Origin of the sequence: Streptomyces sp. NPDC058678 (genome assembly GCF_042714835.1) — a bacterium.
Lineage (GTDB): Bacteria > Actinomycetota > Actinomycetes > Streptomycetales > Streptomycetaceae > Streptomyces.
This window is the reverse complement of the sequence record NZ_JBHXSG010000034.1, coordinates 36,207-52,013: the sequence shown is the minus strand read 5'-3', so window position 1 is coordinate 52,013 and position 15,807 is coordinate 36,207. Positions and strand designations below refer to the sequence as shown.

Below are 15,807 nucleotides of genomic sequence, written 5' to 3'. Positions count from 1 at the left end.
ATTACATCCAGGCGCTGAGAGGATTGGAATCGATTACACGCGAGTAGGCAAGACCCCGACACCGGATCGTGATGTCGCGGGGCCCTCCGGGTCGGGCCAGGCTGGAGGCGCGGAGTCGTTTCCTCGAAGGCCCTGGCGGGCCGGATCGGAGGAGTCATGACATCGGCGACTCGGAATGACGTTCCCGTCGCGCTCGAAGGCGAGGGAGTGGAACTGCGCGTCAAGCCGATCGGGGGCGGCATGTCGGTCGGCTACATCAGCCTGCCGCAGGGCACGGACATGGGCCCGGCCCTCAAGGGCCTGCCCGGCGACGCGTGCCATTGCCCCCACTGGGGCTACCTGCTGAAAGGGCGGTTGAGGATGCTCACGGCCGCCGGCGAGGAGGAGTACGAGGCGGGCCAGGCCTACTACTGGGCACCCGGCCATGTCCCGCTGGCCCTGGAGGACTGCGAGCTCGTCGAGTTCTCCCCGACCGAGGACTTCCAGAAGGTCCTCGACCACGTGGTCTCGCAGGCAGGATGAGTTGTCGGTGCCGGGCGGTACCGTCGGATCATGGCTCAGGAATCGGGGAGCGGGGAGCGGCGACTCGCCGTGCTCGAAGGCGTACTGGAGCGCATCACGTACGCCAACGAGGAGAACGGCTACACGGTCGCCCGGGTCGACACCGGCCGAGGCGGAGCCGACCTCCTCACCGTCGTCGGCGCGCTGCTCGGCGCCCAGGTCGGTGAGTCCCTGCGGATGGAGGGCCGGTGGGGCTCCCATCCGCAGTACGGCAAGCAGTTCACCGTCGAGAACTACACGACCGTCCTCCCGGCCACCGTCCAGGGCATCCGCCGCTATCTCGGCTCGGGGCTGGTCAAGGGCATCGGCCCGGTCTTCGCCGACCGCATCACCCAGCACTTCGGGCTGGACACCCTCCAGATCATCGAGGAGGAGCCCAAGCGCCTGATCGAGGTCCCCGGCCTCGGCCCCAAGCGGACGAAGAAGATCGCCGACGCCTGGGAGGAGCAGAAGGCGATCAAGGAGGTCATGCTCTTCCTCCAGACCGTCGAGGTGTCCACGTCCATCGCGGTCCGCATCTACAAGAAGTACGGCGACGCCTCCATCTCCGTGGTGAAGAACCAGCCCTACCGGCTGGCCTCCGACGTCTGGGGCATCGGCTTCCTCACCGCCGACAGGATCGCCCAGTCCGTCGGCATCCCGCACGACAGCCCGGAGCGCGTCAAGGCGGGCCTGCAGTACGCCCTTTCGCAGTCCACCGACCAGGGCCACTGCTACCTTCCCGAGGAACAGCTGATCACGGACGCGGTCAAGCTCCTCCAGGTCGACACCGGCCTTGTCATCGAGTGCCTCGCCGAGCTCGCGGCGCCCCCGGAGGAGGGGGAGGACCCCGGTGTCGTGCGGGAGAAGGTGCCCGGCCCGGACGGCGCCCCCGTCACCGCCGTCTACCTCGTCCCCTTCCACCGGGCCGAACTGTCCCTCTCCGCCCAGCTGTTGCGCCTCCTGCGCACCGACCAGGACCGGATGCCCGGCTTCAAGGACGTGGCCTGGGACAAGGCACTGGGCTGGCTCGCCTCGCGCACCGGGACCTCTCTCGCGCCCGAGCAGGAGGCCGCCGTCCGGCTCGCGCTCACCCAGAAGGTCGCCGTCCTCACCGGTGGCCCCGGCTGCGGCAAGTCCTTCACGGTCCGCTCGATCGTGGAGCTGGCCCGCGCCAAGAAGGCGAAGGTCGTCCTCGCCGCCCCCACCGGCCGCGCCGCCAAGCGCCTCGCCGAACTCACCGGCGCCGACGCCTCCACCGTCCACCGCCTGCTGGAGCTGAAGCCCGGCGGCGACGCGGCCTACGACAAGGACCGCCCGCTGGACGCCGACCTGGTGGTGGTCGACGAGGCGTCGATGCTCGACCTGCTGCTCGCGAACAAACTGGTGAAGGCGGTGCCTCCCGGCGCACATCTCCTCTTCGTGGGAGACGTGGACCAGCTGCCCAGCGTCGGCGCCGGCGAGGTCCTGCGCGACCTGCTCGCCGAGGGCGGCCCGATCCCGGCGGTGCGCCTCACGCGCGTGTTCCGGCAGGCCCAGCAGTCCGGCGTGGTGACCAACGCGCATCGGATCAACTCCGGGCAGCACCCCGTCACCGACGGCATGAAGGACTTCTTCCTCTTCGTCGAGGACGACACGGAGGAGGTCGGCCGCCTCGTCGTGGACGTGGCGGCACGGCGGATTCCGGCCAAGTTCGGCCTCGACCCGCGCCGGGACGTCCAGGTCCTCGCGCCCATGCACCGGGGACCCGCCGGCGCGGGCAACCTCAACGGCCTGCTCCAGCAGGCCATCACCCCCGGGCGACCCGAGCTGCCCGAGAAGAGGTTCGGCGGCAGGGTCTTCCGGGTCGGCGACAAGGTCACCCAGATTCGCAACAATTACGAGAAGGGCACCAACGGTGTCTTCAACGGCACCGTGGGCGTGGTCACCTCGCTCGACCCGGTCGACCAGCGCCTGACGGTGCTGACGGACGAGGACGAGGAGGTTGCGTACGAATTCGAGGAGCTGGACGAACTGGCCCACGCGTACGCGGTGACCATCCACCGGTCACAGGGGAGCGAGTATCCGGCCGTGGTGATCCCGGTCACCACCAGCGCCTGGATGATGCTCCAGCGGAATCTCCTGTACACGGCGGTGACCCGCGCCAAGAAGCTGGTCGTCCTGGTCGGTTCGCGCAAGGCGATCGGCCAGGCGGTGCGCACGGTGTCCGCGGGACGCCGCTGCACGGCACTCGACTTCCGGCTCTCGGCCCTGTGACCGCAAAAAATGATCGATCAAATGAGTCATGTGGGTCACAGAGCTCTTCCGGAGCGGGTGGAGGAGAGGCAGGATGAGCGAGTTGGCGGCACTCAGTGCCGCCGATAAGCCCAATGGTCGACCCCGAGTGCACTCTCCTGCGCCAAATGGGGGATGGTAGAGACAGTCAGGGCAACCTCGAAGAAGAGGCACAACGTCGGTGAGGGATGACGTGAGCGACAACTCTGTAGTACTGCGGTACGGCGACGGCGAGTACACCTACCCGGTGATCGACAGCACCGTCGGCGACAAGGGCTTCGACATCGGGAAGCTCCGCGCCCAGACCGGTCTGGTGACTCTGGACAGCGGTTACGGGAACACCGCCGCCTATAAATCCGCGGTCACCTACCTCGACGGCGAGGCGGGCATTCTTCGGTACCGCGGTTACCCGATCGAACAGCTGGCCGAGCGCTCCACCTTCCTGGAGGTCGCTTACCTGCTGATCAACGGCGAGCTGCCGACCGTCGACGAGCTCACCTCGTTCCAGACCGACATCACGCAGCACACCCTGCTGCACGAGGACGTCAAGAACTTCTACCGCGGCTTCCCGCGGGACGCCCACCCGATGGCCATGCTGTCGTCGGTGGTCTCCGCGCTGTCCACGTTCTACCAGGACAGCCACAACCCGTTCGACGATAAGCAGCGCAACCTCTCGACGATCCGGCTGCTCGCCAAGCTTCCGACGATCGCGGCGTACGCGTACAAGAAGTCGATCGGCCACCCGTTCGTCTACCCGCGCAACGACCTCGGCTACGTCGAGAACTTCCTCCGCATGACCTTCTCGGTCCCGGCGCAGGACTACGAACTCGACCCGGTCGTCGTCTCCGCCCTGGACAAGCTGCTCATCCTGCACGCGGACCACGAGCAGAACTGTTCGACCTCCACCGTCCGCCTGGTCGGTTCCTCGCAGGCGAACATGTTCGCCTCGATCTCCGCCGGCATCTCCGCCCTGTGGGGCCCGCTGCACGGCGGCGCCAACCAGTCGGTGCTGGAGATGCTGGAGGGCATCCAGGCCTCCGGCGGCGACGTCGACTCCTTCATCCGCAAGGTGAAGAACAAGGAGGACGGCGTCCGGCTGATGGGCTTCGGCCACCGGGTCTACAAGAACTTCGACCCGCGCGCCAAGATCATCAAGGCCGCCGCGCACGATGTGCTGTCCGCCCTCGGCAAGTCCGACGAGCTGCTGGACATCGCGCTGAAGCTGGAGGAGCACGCGCTCTCCGACGACTACTTCGTCTCGCGCAGCCTCTACCCGAACGTGGACTTCTACACCGGCCTGATCTACCGCGCCATGGGCTTCCCGACCGAGATGTTCACGGTCCTGTTCGCCCTCGGACGTCTGCCGGGCTGGATCGCCCAGTGGCACGAGATGATCAAGGAGCCGGGTTCCCGCATCGGCCGCCCGCGCCAGATCTACACGGGTGTCGTCGAGCGCGACTTCGTTCCGGTCGAGGCGCGATGATCACCGCGGCCGCCTAGTCAGCGGCCGCAAGCGCAAAAAGCGGAAGGCGCCCTGTCGACGGTCCCCCCACGGGCCGGCGTCCAGGGCGCCTTCCCATGTCCCGGTGCGGATTCCCCCCACGGGATCCGGCCGGGCGTCTGTGAGAAACCAGCGCCTGAATTCGCTGTTGAGCAAAACGAGCAGAACTCGTCGTACTACTGCTGTGTGCGGTCTGCCGGGACAGCGCACGCTGGGAGGGCCGCTCAAAGCTCCCCGGTGTGCGTGCCCCGGCAACGCATCTCTGAGGAAGTCCCCCAAGACATCCTCAGATGCCAGTAGGCGCCCCCCAAGACGCTTTCTGACATCGTCAACTTAGACCTTTGAACCCCTTCGATGGTTACGTTCGCATCACTGTGATCTGGGTCTCTTGCATATGTCCGTTAGATACGCAAGAGCCCGGATACAGCGAACGAGACCCAAGCGTAAGGATGATGCGCGAGCCTTGTGAAGAGCTTATGTGAGGCGGGCGCAGGACTCCAGAGGGGCTTTGGCCTCGACTTGGACCAACCCGGCGGTAACAACGGCGCACTTCGCCGGTCCGCTGACCGAACGTTCACGGTCGGAGGCTGTTCGTCACCGCGAACGCCGGCGGTCGCCCAGCTGGTCCCGCTCTCCCCGGCTCGTCACCCACCATGGCGACGGACCGCCACTCGGCAACGGCCGCCGTACGGCCGTCCCGCCCGGCCTCGTTCCTGGTGCGGGCCGCTCCGGACGGCGGACCGGACCGTACGGAACCGGTGTCGGCCGGTCGGTACGGTCCGGTCGGGAGTCGGTGCTCAGGCCTTGCCGGCGAGCTCGAAGCCGGCCTCGTCGACGGCGGTGCGCACGGCCTCCTCGTCGAGCGGGGCCGCGGACACGACGGTGACCTCCCCGGTCGAGGCGACGGCCTTCACCGAGCTGACGCCGGGGATCTCGGAGATCTCGCCGGAGACGGAGCCCTCGCAGTGCCCGCAGCTCATGCCGCTCACCTTGTAGACGGTGGTGACGGAGCCGGGGGTGTCGGTCTGAGCGGTCATCTCGTTCTCCTCGTGGGGCGGGTGGGACTCACCCCGGACACGCTATACCCCTAGGGGGTACTTCTCCAAGAAGGGTCGTGACGTGCCGGCCGGGGGCCGGGGTGGCCGAGTCTCTCCCCGACCAGCGGGTCGAGGTAACGGACCAGGGCGTTCTTCACTTCCTGGATGTAGGCCGCCCGCTCGGCGCCCTCGTGGGCCAGGACGAGCTCCAGGCCCGCCTTGTAGAGGCCCAGGCACATGTGCGCGGTACGGGTGAGGTCGGCCGGGGGTGCGTCGGGCAGGAGCGAGGAGAGCAGGCCCTCGATGCGGGAGAGCAGGCTGGCGTGCAGTGCGTCGTGCGCCTCGGCGATCCGGCCGGGGATGTCGGGTCCGTGCATCAGCGCGAAGAACACCGGGTGCTCGCAGTTGAAGTCGATGAACCGCTCGACGGCGGCGCCGACGGCTTCCTCCAGCGGGGTCACGGGATCGATCGGTGCGAGCGCCTCGCCGTACGTCTCCCGCATCTCCTGCATGAGCCGGTCGCCCAGCTCGATCGCGATCGCTTCCTTGTTCGGGAAGAACTGGTAGAGCGTGCCCGGTGAGACGCCCGCCTCGCGGGCGATGGCGTTGGTGCTGGCGGCCGTGTAGCCGGTGGTGCAGAAGACGTTGGCGGCCGCTTCGAGGAGTTGGGTGATGCGGCGCTCGCCGCGGGCCTGGCGGCGGCGCGGCGGCTGTTCCTCCACCTGCTTCTCCTGTTGCTCCTGTTGCTCCTGTTGCTCCTGGCTCTCGGGCACGCGTTTTCCCCAAGTCTCCGAACGCGGTTGACAAACACGAGCGGTCGCTCGCATTCTGGTGGAACGCGAGCGATCTCTCGTGTTTGCCATTTTATGCGTTCCACGGTGAAGGGGACACCGCACGATGAACGAAGTCAACGACCCGCCCGCCGTCGGCGGCTGGACCCGATTCGTGACCGCCCGCCCCCGGTTGTCGCTGCTCGCGGCCCTGGTGGTCACCGTCCTCGCCGTGCTGGCCGGCAGTGGGGTCGCCGACCGGCTGGGCGCCGGCGGCTGGGAGGACCCGGGCGCCGAATCGACGTACGCGACCAAGGCGCTGGAGCGCGAGTTCCCTGGTTCCCAGCCCAACTTCCTGCTCCTGGTGGACTCGGGAGCCGCCTCGGCCGACGCCCCGGCGGTCGCCGCGGAGGCCGAGCGCCTCGCCGGGCGGCTGGCCGGTGAGCGGGGCGTCGTGGGCGTCAGCTCCTACTGGCAGTCGGGCGCCCCCACCCTTCGCGCGAAGGACGGCCACGAGGCGCTGATAGCCGCCCGGATCACGGGCGACGAGAAGGAGATGGGCGAGACCCTGGACCGCATCGCCTCCTCCTACCGAGGCGCGCACGGCCCGGTGGACGTGACGGTGGGCGGCCCGGTAGCCGTCCGGCACGAGATGCAGACGATCATCCAGGAGGACCTGACCCGCGCCGAGATCATCGCCCTGCCGGTGACACTGGTTCTGCTGGTGATGGTCTTCGGCAGCGCGGTCGCCGCCCTGCTGCCGCTCGGTATCGGCATCGTCGCGATCCTCGGCACCAACGCGGTACTGCGCGGCCTCACCGAGGTCACCGACGTCTCCGTCTTCGCACTGAACCTCACCACCGCCCTGGGCCTCGGCCTCGCCGTCGACTACGCGCTGTTCATCGTCCGGCGCTTCCGCGAGGAACTGGCCACCGGCGCCGAGCCGCTGACGGCGGTCGGCACGACCCTGCGGACAGCGGGCCGCACCGTGCTCTTCTCCGCGCTCACGGTCGCCGTCTCACTGGCGGCGATGCTGCTCTTCCCGCAGTACTTCCTGCGGTCCTTCGCGTACGCCGGCATAGCGGTCGTCCTGCTGGCCGCGGCGGCCGCGCTGATCCTGCTCCCGGCGGCCCTGGTCCTGCTGGGCCACCGGGTCAACTCCCTCGATCTGCGGCGCGTCTTCCGGCGCGGCGGGCCACCGCGGGTGGCCACGGAGGGGAGTGGCGCCTGGGCGCGCACCGCCGGCCTCGTCATGCGCCGTGCCCCTTTCTTCGCCCTGGGCACCACAGCCGTGCTCGTCCTCCTCGGCCTGCCCTTCCTGGGTGTGAAGTTCGGTACCGCCGACGACCGCCAACTGCCCTCCTCCGCCGAGTCCCACGTCGTGCAGCAGCACATCCGGGACGGCTTCCCCGGCAGCCCCGGCGGCGGAATCGAAGTGCTCGCCCAGGGGCCGGCGACCCGGGCGCAGTACACCGCGTACAAGGAGCGGATCGCGGACCTGCCCGAGGTGCGGCGGGTCGACGGCCCGCTGGTCAAGGGCGACTCGGCGTACTTCACGGTGCTGCCGAAGGGCGAGGCCGTCGACGACCCGGCTCAGCACCTGGTGGGTGAGCTGCGCGCCACCAGCGCCCCCTTCGACACCGAGGTGACGGGCGCGGCGGCCGTGCTGGTCGACTCGAAGGACGCGATAGGCGAGCAACTGCCCCTTGCGGGCGCCTTCATCGTGATCGTCACCCTGCTCCTGGTGTTCCTGCTGACGGGCAGCGTGCTGATACCGGTCCAGGCGGTCGTGCTCAACGCGCTCAGCCTGACGGCGATGTTCGGCGCGGTGGTCTGGATCTTCCAGGACGGCCATCTGTCCGGCCTGCTCGGCTTCACCAGCCCCGGATCCATAGAGACCACCCTTCCTGTCCTGATGTTCTGCGTGGCCTTCGGACTGTCGATGGACTACGGCGTCTTCCTGCTCTCCCGCATCAAGGAGGAGTACGACGAGACCGGTGACCACGACCAGGCGGTCCGGCACGGGCTCCAGCGCACGGGCGGGCTGATCACCGCGGCCGCGGTCATCCTCGCGGTCGTGATGGTCGCGATCGGCACGTCCAGGGTGACCAACACCAAGATGCTCGGCCTGGGCATCGCCCTGGCGGTCCTGATGGACGCGATGATCGTCCGCAGCCTCCTGGTCCCGGCGGTCATGCGCCTCACGGGCCGGGCGACCTGGTGGGCGCCGGGGCCGCTGCGGCGGTTCCACCAGCGGTTCGGCCTGAGCGAGGGTGGCGGCGGTCCTGAGCCGGCCGTGACGCGGGACCGGGACAAGGTGGCGGCGCGCGGCTAGCGTTCGGCGTCAGAAGCGATCGGCACAAGGCGAGGCGGGCGTATGCGGGCAGTGGTGTTCGAGCGGTACGGGGAGCCGGCCGAGGTGCGGGAGGTGGCCGACCCGGAGCCCGCGGAGCACGGGGTCGTGGTGCGGGTCGAGGCGACGGGACTGTGCCGCAGCGACTGGCACGGCTGGCAGGGCCACGACCCGGACATCACGCTGCCGCATGTGCCGGGGCACGAACTCGCCGGTGTCGTCGAGGCGGTGGGCACCCGGGTGACCGGATGGCGCCCGGGCGATCGCGTGACCGTCCCCTTCGTGTGCGCCTGCGGCACCTGCCCGTCCTGCGCGGCGGGCGACCAGCAGGTGTGCGAACGGCAGACGCAGCCGGGCTTCACACACTGGGGTTCCTTCGCCCAGTACGTGGCGCTGGACCACGCGGAGGTGAACCTCGTCGCGGTCCCGGACGAGATGTCCTTCGCCACCGCCGCCTCGCTCGGCTGCCGGTTCGCCACGGCGTTCCGGGCGGTGGTGCAACAGGGCCGGGCGGCGGCGGGGGAGTGGGTCGTGGTGCACGGCTGCGGGGGCGTCGGCCTGTCCGCGGTGATGATCGCGGCAGCCTCGGGGGCGCGGGTCGTGGCCGTCGACGTGTCGCCTCAAGCCCTGGACCTGGCAGAGAAGTTCGGTGCGGCTCACTGTGTGGACGCGTCCGGAATCAAGGACACGGCGGCGGCGGTCCGCGAGCTGACCGGCGGCGGCGCGCACCTCTCCCTCGACGCCCTCGGCTCGCCCGCCACCTGCGCGGCCTCGGTGAACGGCCTGCGCCGCCGTGGCCGTCACGTCCAGGTCGGCCTGCTGCCCTCCCCGACCGGCACGACACCGGTGCCGATGGCCCGCGCGATCGGCCTGGAGCTGGAGCTCCTCGGCAGTCACGGCATGGCCGCGCACACCTATCCGCCGATGCTGGAACTGGTCCGGGCGGGGGTCCTGCGGCCCGACCTGCTGGTCACCTCCACGATCACCCTTGACGCGACCCCGTCCGCGCTGGCCGCGATGGGGACGACACCGGGGGCGGGGGTGACCGTCATCGAGCCGTGGCACTGAGAGCGGCCTCGGCCGCGGTGAACGGTCGCAGTACGGTCCGGGCGCCGGTCAGGGGGTTTGACGGAGACGTCCATCGGACGACTGTGCCCCACGTGCGGGTGGGGCACAGGTTCTTCCGGGCAGAACTCTCATCGGCCCCGGTTTCCCGGGCGGGACGCCACCCACGCCCGGACGGTGTCCGCGTACCAGAAGGGCTTGCCGCCCTCGACGTGGTCGGGCGGTGGCAGCAGTCCGTGCTTGCGGTAGGAGCGCACGGTGTCCGGCTGCACCCGGATGTGCGCCGCGATGTCCTTGTAGGACCAGAGCCTTCGGTCGGTCATGGGTTGCACCTCCCTGCGCGCACCGCGGCGGCGGCCGGAAGCGGCCGTCCGGGGGAGCCGGGCGCTGCGCTGGCGATCACAAAGCCTGTGTCCCGGTGAACGACGCAGGGTGAGGGCCGGGCAGGGCCTGTGCGCCGATGTGACGCACGTGCCGCGTACATGCGACACATGTGACACAAGGGGGGTATTTGTGACAGAGGTGACGCAAAGGCGTACGCGGGCCGGTCGGCGGGGCGCGTTGACTTGTGGGCGACCGTGTCCCCCGGATCACGGTCGGATGCCCGGTGTGCCTTCGGCGAGCCCCGCCGGTTTTGGCGGCTACGCCCCGCAGGACCTCAGGAACGCCCGCGTCCGTTGCGCGATCGGCAGCGGCTTGTCCGGCTCGCACGGGTACATGTCCTGCTCGACGATCGCGAACAGGTCCACGTCCAGTTTCTGCGCGGCCTCCAGGACGGGCCCCAGCGCGGGCACCCCGGCCGGCGGCTCGCACATCACACCGCGCGCTACCGCCGGCCCGAACGGCACCTCATTGGCCCGCACGTCCGCCAGGATCTCCGGGTCGACCTGCTTGAGGTGCAGGTACCCGATCCGCTCGCCGTAGGTCTCGATGAGCTTGACACTGTCCCCGCCGCAGTACGCGTAGTGCCCGGTGTCCAGGCACAGTGACACCAGCGACGAGTCGGTGCCGTCGAGGAAGCGGACCACGTTCTCCTCGCTGTCGATGTGGGTGTCGGCGTGCGGGTGGACGACGATCTGCAGGCCGTATCGCTCCCGCACCTCCTTGCCGAGCCGCTCGGTCAGGGAGGTGAGATTGCGCCACTGCTCGGGCGTGAGCGTGTCCGGCTCCAGCACCTCACCGGTCTTGTCGTCCCGCCAGAAGGACGGGATGACCACCAGGTGGGATGCCCCCATCGCCTGGGCCAGGACCGCGTTGTCCGCGACGTGGTCCCAGGTCTTCTCCCACACGGCCTCGCCGTGGTGCAGGCCGGTGAAGACCGTGCCGGCCGACACTTTCAGGCCACGCCGGGAGGTCTCCTCGGTGAGGACGGCGGGATCGGTCGGCAGATAGCCGTAGGGGCCCAGCTCGATCCATTCGTAGCCGGACTGCGCGACCTCGTCGAGGAAGCGCCGCCAGGGCACCTGCTGGGGATCGTCCGGGAACCAGACGCCCCAGGAGTCGGGGGCCGATCCGATCCGGATGCGGGACAGTGAGGTCTGAGGTGACAACGACGTCATGGCCGCCAGCGTGCGGATCCCGAGCGGGGGTGTCAAGCCCTGGTCCGAATGTCTGGACAAAACATTGACAGGGCTCACCATGCGGGGCTAGAAAGCCGTGGAGAGCCGACACGAAGGGAAGTCGATGGCGTACGACCTGATCACCATGGGGCGGATAGGAGTGGACCTCTATCCGCTGCAGACGGGCGTCCCGCTGCCGCAGGTGTCGTCCTTCGGCAAGTTCCTCGGCGGCTCGGCCGCGAACGTGGCGGTCGCCGCGGCCCGCCTGGGCCGGGACACGGCGGTGATCACGCGGACCGGCGACGACCCGTTCGGCACCTACCTGCACGAGGCGCTGCGGGACTTCGGCGTCGACGACCGGTGGGTCACCCCGGTCCCCGGCCTGCCGACCCCGGTCACCTTCTGCGAGGTCTTCCCGCCGGACGACTTCCCGCTCTACTTCTACCGCCGGCCCAAGGCGCCCGACCTGGAGATCGACGCCCACGAACTGGACCTGGACGCCATCCGCGAGGCCCGCATCTTCTGGGTCACCGGCACCGGCCTGAGCGAGGAGCCCAGCCGTACGGCGACCCTGGCGGCCCTCGCCCACCGGGCCAAGGCCGGCACCACGGTCTTCGACCTGGACTGGCGGCCCATGTTCTGGACGGACCCGGACACGGCCCGCCCCTTCTACGAAGAGGCCCTGCGCCACACCACCGTCGCCGTCGGCAACCTGGACGAGGTGGAGGTGGCGACCGGGGTGCGCGAGCCGCACGCCGCCGCCCGGGCGCTCCTGGACGCCGGTGTCGAACTCGCCGTCGTCAAGCAGGGCCCCAAGGGCGTCCTCGCCGTCAACAGCAAGGGCGAGTCCGCCGAGGTCCCGCCCCTGCCGGTGAACGTACTCAACGGCCTCGGCGCCGGCGACGCCTTCGGCGGCTCCCTCTGCCACGGCCTGCTGGAGGGCTGGGACCTGGAGAAGATCATGCGGCACGCCAACGCGGCCGGCGCCATCGTCGCCTCCCGCCTGGAATGCTCGTCCGCGATGCCCACGCCTGACGAAGTGACGGCGGCCCTCGCGGCGGGAGCCGTCCTGTGAGCGCCGTCGCCCCCGCCGACAACGGCCCCGTGCCCTCCGTCGACGTCACCGAACTCGTCCGCCTGCGCACCCACCACCCCGACGCGATCGCGGAGGCCGCCGCCCGCCGCCCCCGCCGCCCGCTGCTCAACGAGGCCGGCCGGCTGATGATCGTCGCCGCCGACCACCCGGCCCGCGGCGCTCTCGGTGTCGGCGACCGCAAGTTCGCCATGGCCAACCGCGTCGACCTGCTCGAACGCCTGTGCCTGGCGCTGAGCCGCCCCGGCGTGGACGGCGTCCTCGCCACCGCCGACATCCTCGACGACCTGCTGCTGCTCGGCGCCCTCGACGGCAAGGTCGTCCTGGGCTCGATGAACCGCGGCGGCCTCCAGGGCGCCGGCTTCGAACTCGACGACCGCTTCACCGGCCACCGCCCCGAGGACATCGAGCGCTTCGGCTTCGACGCCGGCAAGCTGCTGCTCCGTATCGACTACGACGACCCGGGCTCCCTCACCACCCTGGAGTCCACGGCCCGCGCCATCGACGACATGGCCGCGCGCCGGCTCCCCGTCTTCGTCGAGCCGTTCATCAGCGAACGCTCGGCGGAGGGCAAGCTCCGCAACGACCTGTCCGCCGAAGCCGTCACCAAGTCGATCGCCATCGCCTCCGGGCTCGGCGGCACTTCGGCCTACACCTGGCTGAAGGTGCCGGTCACCGAGAACCCCGACGACATGGCCGAGGTCATGGCGACCTCCACGCTGCCCGCCGTGCTGCTCGGCGGCGAGGTCGGCGACGACCAGGACGGGGCGTACGAGAAGTGGCGGGGCGCCCTGCAACTGCCCACCGTGCGCGGCCTGGTGGTCGGCCGTTCGCTGCTGTACCCGGCGGACGGCGACGTGGCCGCCGCCGTGGACACCGCCGTAGGACTGCTGTGAGGGCCGCATGACGAGCAACGACCTCTACCTCGCGAAGGGCGCCACGACGGGCGCCCGGTACGCCGTCGACATCGACCCCGAGCGGGCCGGCTGGACCTACAGCAGCCTGCGGATCGTCGAGCTGGCACCCGGCGGCACGCACGCCTTCGACGCCGGGGACAGCGAGTGGATCGTCGTCCCGCTGCAAGGCGGATGTACGGTGCAAACAGAGGGCAGAGAGTTCCAACTCCTGGGCCGGGAAAGCGTGTTCGCCGGAGTCACCGACTTCGCGTACGTGCCCCGTGACGCCCGGGCACAGATCGCCTCCGGCGCGGGCGGCCGCTTTGCTTTGGCAGGAGCGAAGTGCGAGCGACGACTCCCCGCCCGCTACGGCCCCGCGCCGGAGGTCCCGCAGGAAGTGCGCGGCAGCGGCAACTGCACGCGCCACGTCCGCAACTTCGCCTCGGCGGACGCCTTCGACTGCGACAAGCTGATCGCCGTCGAGGTCGTCACGCCCGGCGGCAACTGGTCCTCGTACCCGCCGCACAAGCACGACGAGCACCGACCGGGCGAGGAGGCCGAGCTGGAGGAGATCTACTACTTCGAGATCGACGGCCCGAACGGTTTCGGCTACCAGCGCGTATCCCCTTCCCGTGAGGGCGGAGCGGACGTCCTCGCGGAGGTCCGCTCCGGCGACGCCGTCCTCGTCCCCGACGGATGGCACGGCCCGTCGATCGCCCAGCCCGGCCACGACATGTACTACCTGAACGTCATGGCGGGCCCGGGCGAGACCCGGGAGTGGCGGATCTGCTTCCACCCGGACCACGTAGAGAGCACTGGGGGTTACCGATGACCTCGACGACGAGGCTGACGGTCGCACAGGCGCTGGTGCGCTTCCTCGCCGCCCAGTACACCGAACGCGACGGTGTACGGCAGCGGCTGATCGGCGCGACCTGGGGCATCTTCGGCCACGGGAACGTCGCCGGCCTCGGCCAGGCGCTCGTCGAGTACGCCGACGAGATGCCCTACCACCAGGGCCGCAACGAACAGTCCATGGTGCACGCGGCCGTGGGTTACGCGAGGCAGTCCAACCGCCTGTCCACCCACGCGGTCACGACCTCCATCGGCCCGGGCGCGACGAACCTCGTCACCGGTGCCGCCCTCGCCACGATCAACCACATCCCGGTCCTGCTCCTCCCGGGCGACACCTTCGCCACCCGGGTCGCCGACCCGGTCCTCCAGCAGCTGGAGCTGCCGTACGCGGGCGATGTGTCGGTCAACGACTGTCTGCGCCCGGTGTCGAGGTACTTCGACCGCGTCACGCGTCCGGAGGCCCTGATCCCGGCCGCCCTGCAGGCCATGCGGGTGCTCACCGACCCCGTGGAGACGGGCGCGGTCACCCTTGCCCTCCCGCAGGACGTCCAGGCCGAGGCGTACGACTGGCCGGACGAGTTCTTCGCCGAGCGCACCTGGGTCGTACGACGGCCCGGCGCCGACACGACCGAGCTGGCCGAGGCGGTCAACGCCATCCGGGTGGCCGAGCGCCCCCTGCTGATCGCGGGCGGCGGCGTCCACCACAGCCGCGCCGAGGAGGCCCTCGCCGAGTTCGCGGCGGCCACCGGCATCCCGGTCGCCTCCACGCAGGCCGGCAAGGGCTCCCTGCGCCACGACCACCCCCAGGACGTCGGCGGAGTCGGCCACACCGGCACCGCGACGGCCGACGAACTCGCCCGCCTGGCCGACCTGGTCATCGGCGTCGGCACCCGCTACACCGACTTCACCACCGCCTCCGGCACCCTGTTCGAGAAGCCCGGGGTCCGCTTCCTCAACCTCAACATCGCTCCCTACGACGGCCACAAGCTCGCCGGCATGCCGCTCGTCGCGGACGCCCGCAGCGGCCTCCAGGAGCTGACCCAGGCCCTGGGCATGCACGCGCACCGGGTCCCGGACACGTACGTCAGCGAGTACACCCTGGACAAGGAGCGCTGGGAGCAGCGCGTCGACGCCTGCTACGAGGCGGAGGAGCCGGACGTACGGCCGACGCAGTCCCAGGTGCTCGGCGCGCTGGACGCCCTCGTGGACGAGTCGGACGTGATCATCAACGCGGCCGGTTCGCTCCCCGGCGACCTGCACAAGCTGTGGCGGGCACGCTCGCGGGACCAGTACCACCTGGAGTACGGCTACTCCTGCATGGGCTACGAGATCCCGGCCGCGATCGGCGTCAAGATGGCGGCACCCGACCGGCCCGTGTGGGCGCTGGTCGGGGACGGCACCTATCTGATGATGCCGACGGAGATCGTGACGGCCGTACAGGAAGGGATAGCGATCAAGATGCTTCTCGTCCAGAACCACGGCTACGCGTCAATCGGCGGACTGTCCGAGTCGGTGGGCGGCGAGCGGTTCGGCACCGCCTACCGCTACCAGTCCGAGGACGGTACCTACACGGGGGCCCCGCTCCCCGTGGACCTCGCCGCGAACGTGGCGAGCCTCGGCATGCGCGTGCTGCGCGCGAAGACCGTACGGGATCTGCGGGCCGCGCTCGCCGAGGCCCGTGCGGCCGACATTCCCACATGTGTCTACGTCGAGACGGAAACGGCAGACACAGTGTCGGGCCCGCCGCCGGCGCAGGCCTGGTGGGATGTACCTGTGGCCGAAACCGCGACCCGACCGTCCGCGGTGAAGGCACGTGAGCTGTACGAACGGCACGTCTCCACCCGACGCCGCCATCTGTGAAGGAGCA

Annotated in this window: 13 protein-coding genes; 9 read left to right on the top strand and 4 right to left on the bottom strand. The window is 70.0% G+C overall.

Going from position 1 to position 15,807, the window contains the following annotated elements; genetic code table 11:
• Positions 1 to 156 precede the first annotated feature (156 nt).
• From ACFWWR_RS27935 to ACFWWR_RS27925, 3 genes are all read left to right on the top strand, one after another.
• Positions 157 to 522 carry a hypothetical protein gene (locus ACFWWR_RS27935; RefSeq protein ID WP_384305948.1) on the top strand — a complete coding sequence of 122 codons (366 nt, stop codon included), beginning with the start codon at positions 157 to 159 and terminating at the stop codon, positions 520 to 522.
• 30 nt (positions 523 to 552) lie between these two features.
• Positions 553 to 2,796, top strand: coding sequence for an ATP-dependent RecD-like DNA helicase (locus ACFWWR_RS27930; RefSeq protein WP_384305945.1), 2,244 nt, complete (start codon positions 553 to 555; stop codon positions 2,794 to 2,796).
• 211 nt (positions 2,797 to 3,007) lie between these two features.
• The gene (locus ACFWWR_RS27925) at positions 3,008 to 4,297 is read left to right on the top strand and encodes a citrate synthase (RefSeq protein ID WP_384305943.1); all 1,290 of its coding nucleotides are present in this window, start codon (positions 3,008 to 3,010) and stop codon (positions 4,295 to 4,297) included.
• Positions 4,298 to 5,112: 815 nt separating this feature from the next.
• On the opposite strand, the gene ACFWWR_RS27920 is transcribed toward ACFWWR_RS27925, so the two are convergent.
• Both ACFWWR_RS27920 and ACFWWR_RS27915 read right to left on the bottom strand, forming a co-directional pair.
• Positions 5,113 to 5,352 carry a heavy-metal-associated domain-containing protein gene (locus tag ACFWWR_RS27920; protein WP_383869334.1) on the bottom strand — a complete coding sequence of 80 codons (240 nt, stop codon included), beginning with the start codon at positions 5,350 to 5,352 and terminating at the stop codon, positions 5,113 to 5,115.
• A 50-nt stretch (positions 5,353 to 5,402) separates the two neighbouring features.
• Positions 5,403 to 6,125 (bottom strand): TetR/AcrR family transcriptional regulator, encoded by a 723-nt coding sequence (locus tag ACFWWR_RS27915; protein WP_384305940.1) that lies wholly within the window; start codon positions 6,123 to 6,125, stop codon positions 5,403 to 5,405.
• Positions 6,126 to 6,249: 124 nt separating this feature from the next.
• Between ACFWWR_RS27915 and ACFWWR_RS27910 the strand changes: the two genes are divergently transcribed.
• Positions 6,250 to 8,457, top strand: a complete 2,208-nt coding sequence (locus ACFWWR_RS27910; protein WP_384305938.1) for an MMPL family transporter — start codon at positions 6,250 to 6,252, stop codon at positions 8,455 to 8,457.
• A 42-nt stretch (positions 8,458 to 8,499) separates the two neighbouring features.
• Positions 8,500 to 9,543, top strand: a complete 1,044-nt coding sequence (locus tag ACFWWR_RS27905; RefSeq protein WP_383869341.1) for a zinc-dependent alcohol dehydrogenase family protein — start codon at positions 8,500 to 8,502, stop codon at positions 9,541 to 9,543.
• Positions 9,544 to 9,671: 128 nt separating this feature from the next.
• Here ACFWWR_RS27905 and ACFWWR_RS27900 read toward each other — a convergent pair whose 3' ends face one another.
• Both ACFWWR_RS27900 and ACFWWR_RS27895 read right to left on the bottom strand, forming a co-directional pair.
• Positions 9,672 to 9,863 (bottom strand): helix-turn-helix transcriptional regulator, encoded by a 192-nt coding sequence (locus ACFWWR_RS27900; protein ID WP_383869343.1) that lies wholly within the window; start codon positions 9,861 to 9,863, stop codon positions 9,672 to 9,674.
• Positions 9,864 to 10,181: 318 nt separating this feature from the next.
• The gene (locus ACFWWR_RS27895; protein ID WP_383869346.1) at positions 10,182 to 11,099 is read right to left on the bottom strand and encodes a sugar phosphate isomerase/epimerase family protein; all 918 of its coding nucleotides are present in this window, start codon (positions 11,097 to 11,099) and stop codon (positions 10,182 to 10,184) included.
• Positions 11,100 to 11,223: 124 nt separating this feature from the next.
• On the opposite strand from ACFWWR_RS27895, the gene iolC reads away from it, so the two are divergent.
• From iolC to iolD, 4 genes are read left to right on the top strand one after another with little or no spacing between them, the layout of a single operon-like run.
• On the top strand, positions 11,224 to 12,174 hold the full coding sequence (gene iolC, locus ACFWWR_RS27890; protein ID WP_383869349.1) for a 5-dehydro-2-deoxygluconokinase: 951 nt from the start codon (positions 11,224 to 11,226) through the stop codon (positions 12,172 to 12,174).
• The gene (locus tag ACFWWR_RS27885; RefSeq protein ID WP_383869352.1) at positions 12,171 to 13,088 is read left to right on the top strand and encodes a deoxyribose-phosphate aldolase; all 918 of its coding nucleotides are present in this window, start codon (positions 12,171 to 12,173) and stop codon (positions 13,086 to 13,088) included. Before iolC ends, ACFWWR_RS27885 begins: the two co-directional genes overlap by 4 nt.
• Positions 13,089 to 13,095: 7 nt before the next feature.
• Positions 13,096 to 13,920 (top strand): 5-deoxy-glucuronate isomerase, encoded by an 825-nt coding sequence (gene iolB, locus ACFWWR_RS27880; RefSeq protein WP_383869355.1) that lies wholly within the window; start codon positions 13,096 to 13,098, stop codon positions 13,918 to 13,920.
• Positions 13,917 to 15,800: a 3D-(3,5/4)-trihydroxycyclohexane-1,2-dione acylhydrolase (decyclizing) gene (iolD, locus tag ACFWWR_RS27875; protein ID WP_383869358.1), complete on the top strand. Its 1,884-nt coding sequence runs from the start codon at positions 13,917 to 13,919 to the stop codon at positions 15,798 to 15,800. The genes iolB and iolD overlap by 4 nt, the downstream gene beginning before the upstream one ends.
• Positions 15,801 to 15,807: the final 7 nt, after the last annotated feature.

Coding starts and splice junctions, on each gene's coding strand:
- ACFWWR_RS27920 (WP_383869334.1), bottom strand. CDS start 5,352: ATGACCGCTCAGACCGACACCCCCGGCTCCGTCACCACCGTCTACAAG.
- ACFWWR_RS27930 (WP_384305945.1), top strand. CDS start 553: ATGGCTCAGGAATCGGGGAGCGGGGAGCGGCGACTCGCCGTGCTCGAA.
- iolB (WP_383869355.1), top strand. CDS start 13,096: ATGACGAGCAACGACCTCTACCTCGCGAAGGGCGCCACGACGGGCGCC.
- iolC (WP_383869349.1), top strand. CDS start 11,224: ATGGCGTACGACCTGATCACCATGGGGCGGATAGGAGTGGACCTCTAT.
- iolD (WP_383869358.1), top strand. CDS start 13,917: ATGACCTCGACGACGAGGCTGACGGTCGCACAGGCGCTGGTGCGCTTC.
- ACFWWR_RS27935 (WP_384305948.1), top strand. CDS start 157: ATGACATCGGCGACTCGGAATGACGTTCCCGTCGCGCTCGAAGGCGAG.
- ACFWWR_RS27905 (WP_383869341.1), top strand. CDS start 8,500: ATGCGGGCAGTGGTGTTCGAGCGGTACGGGGAGCCGGCCGAGGTGCGG.
- ACFWWR_RS27895 (WP_383869346.1), bottom strand. CDS start 11,099: ATGACGTCGTTGTCACCTCAGACCTCACTGTCCCGCATCCGGATCGGA.
- ACFWWR_RS27910 (WP_384305938.1), top strand. CDS start 6,250: ATGAACGAAGTCAACGACCCGCCCGCCGTCGGCGGCTGGACCCGATTC.
- ACFWWR_RS27900 (WP_383869343.1), bottom strand. CDS start 9,863: ATGACCGACCGAAGGCTCTGGTCCTACAAGGACATCGCGGCGCACATC.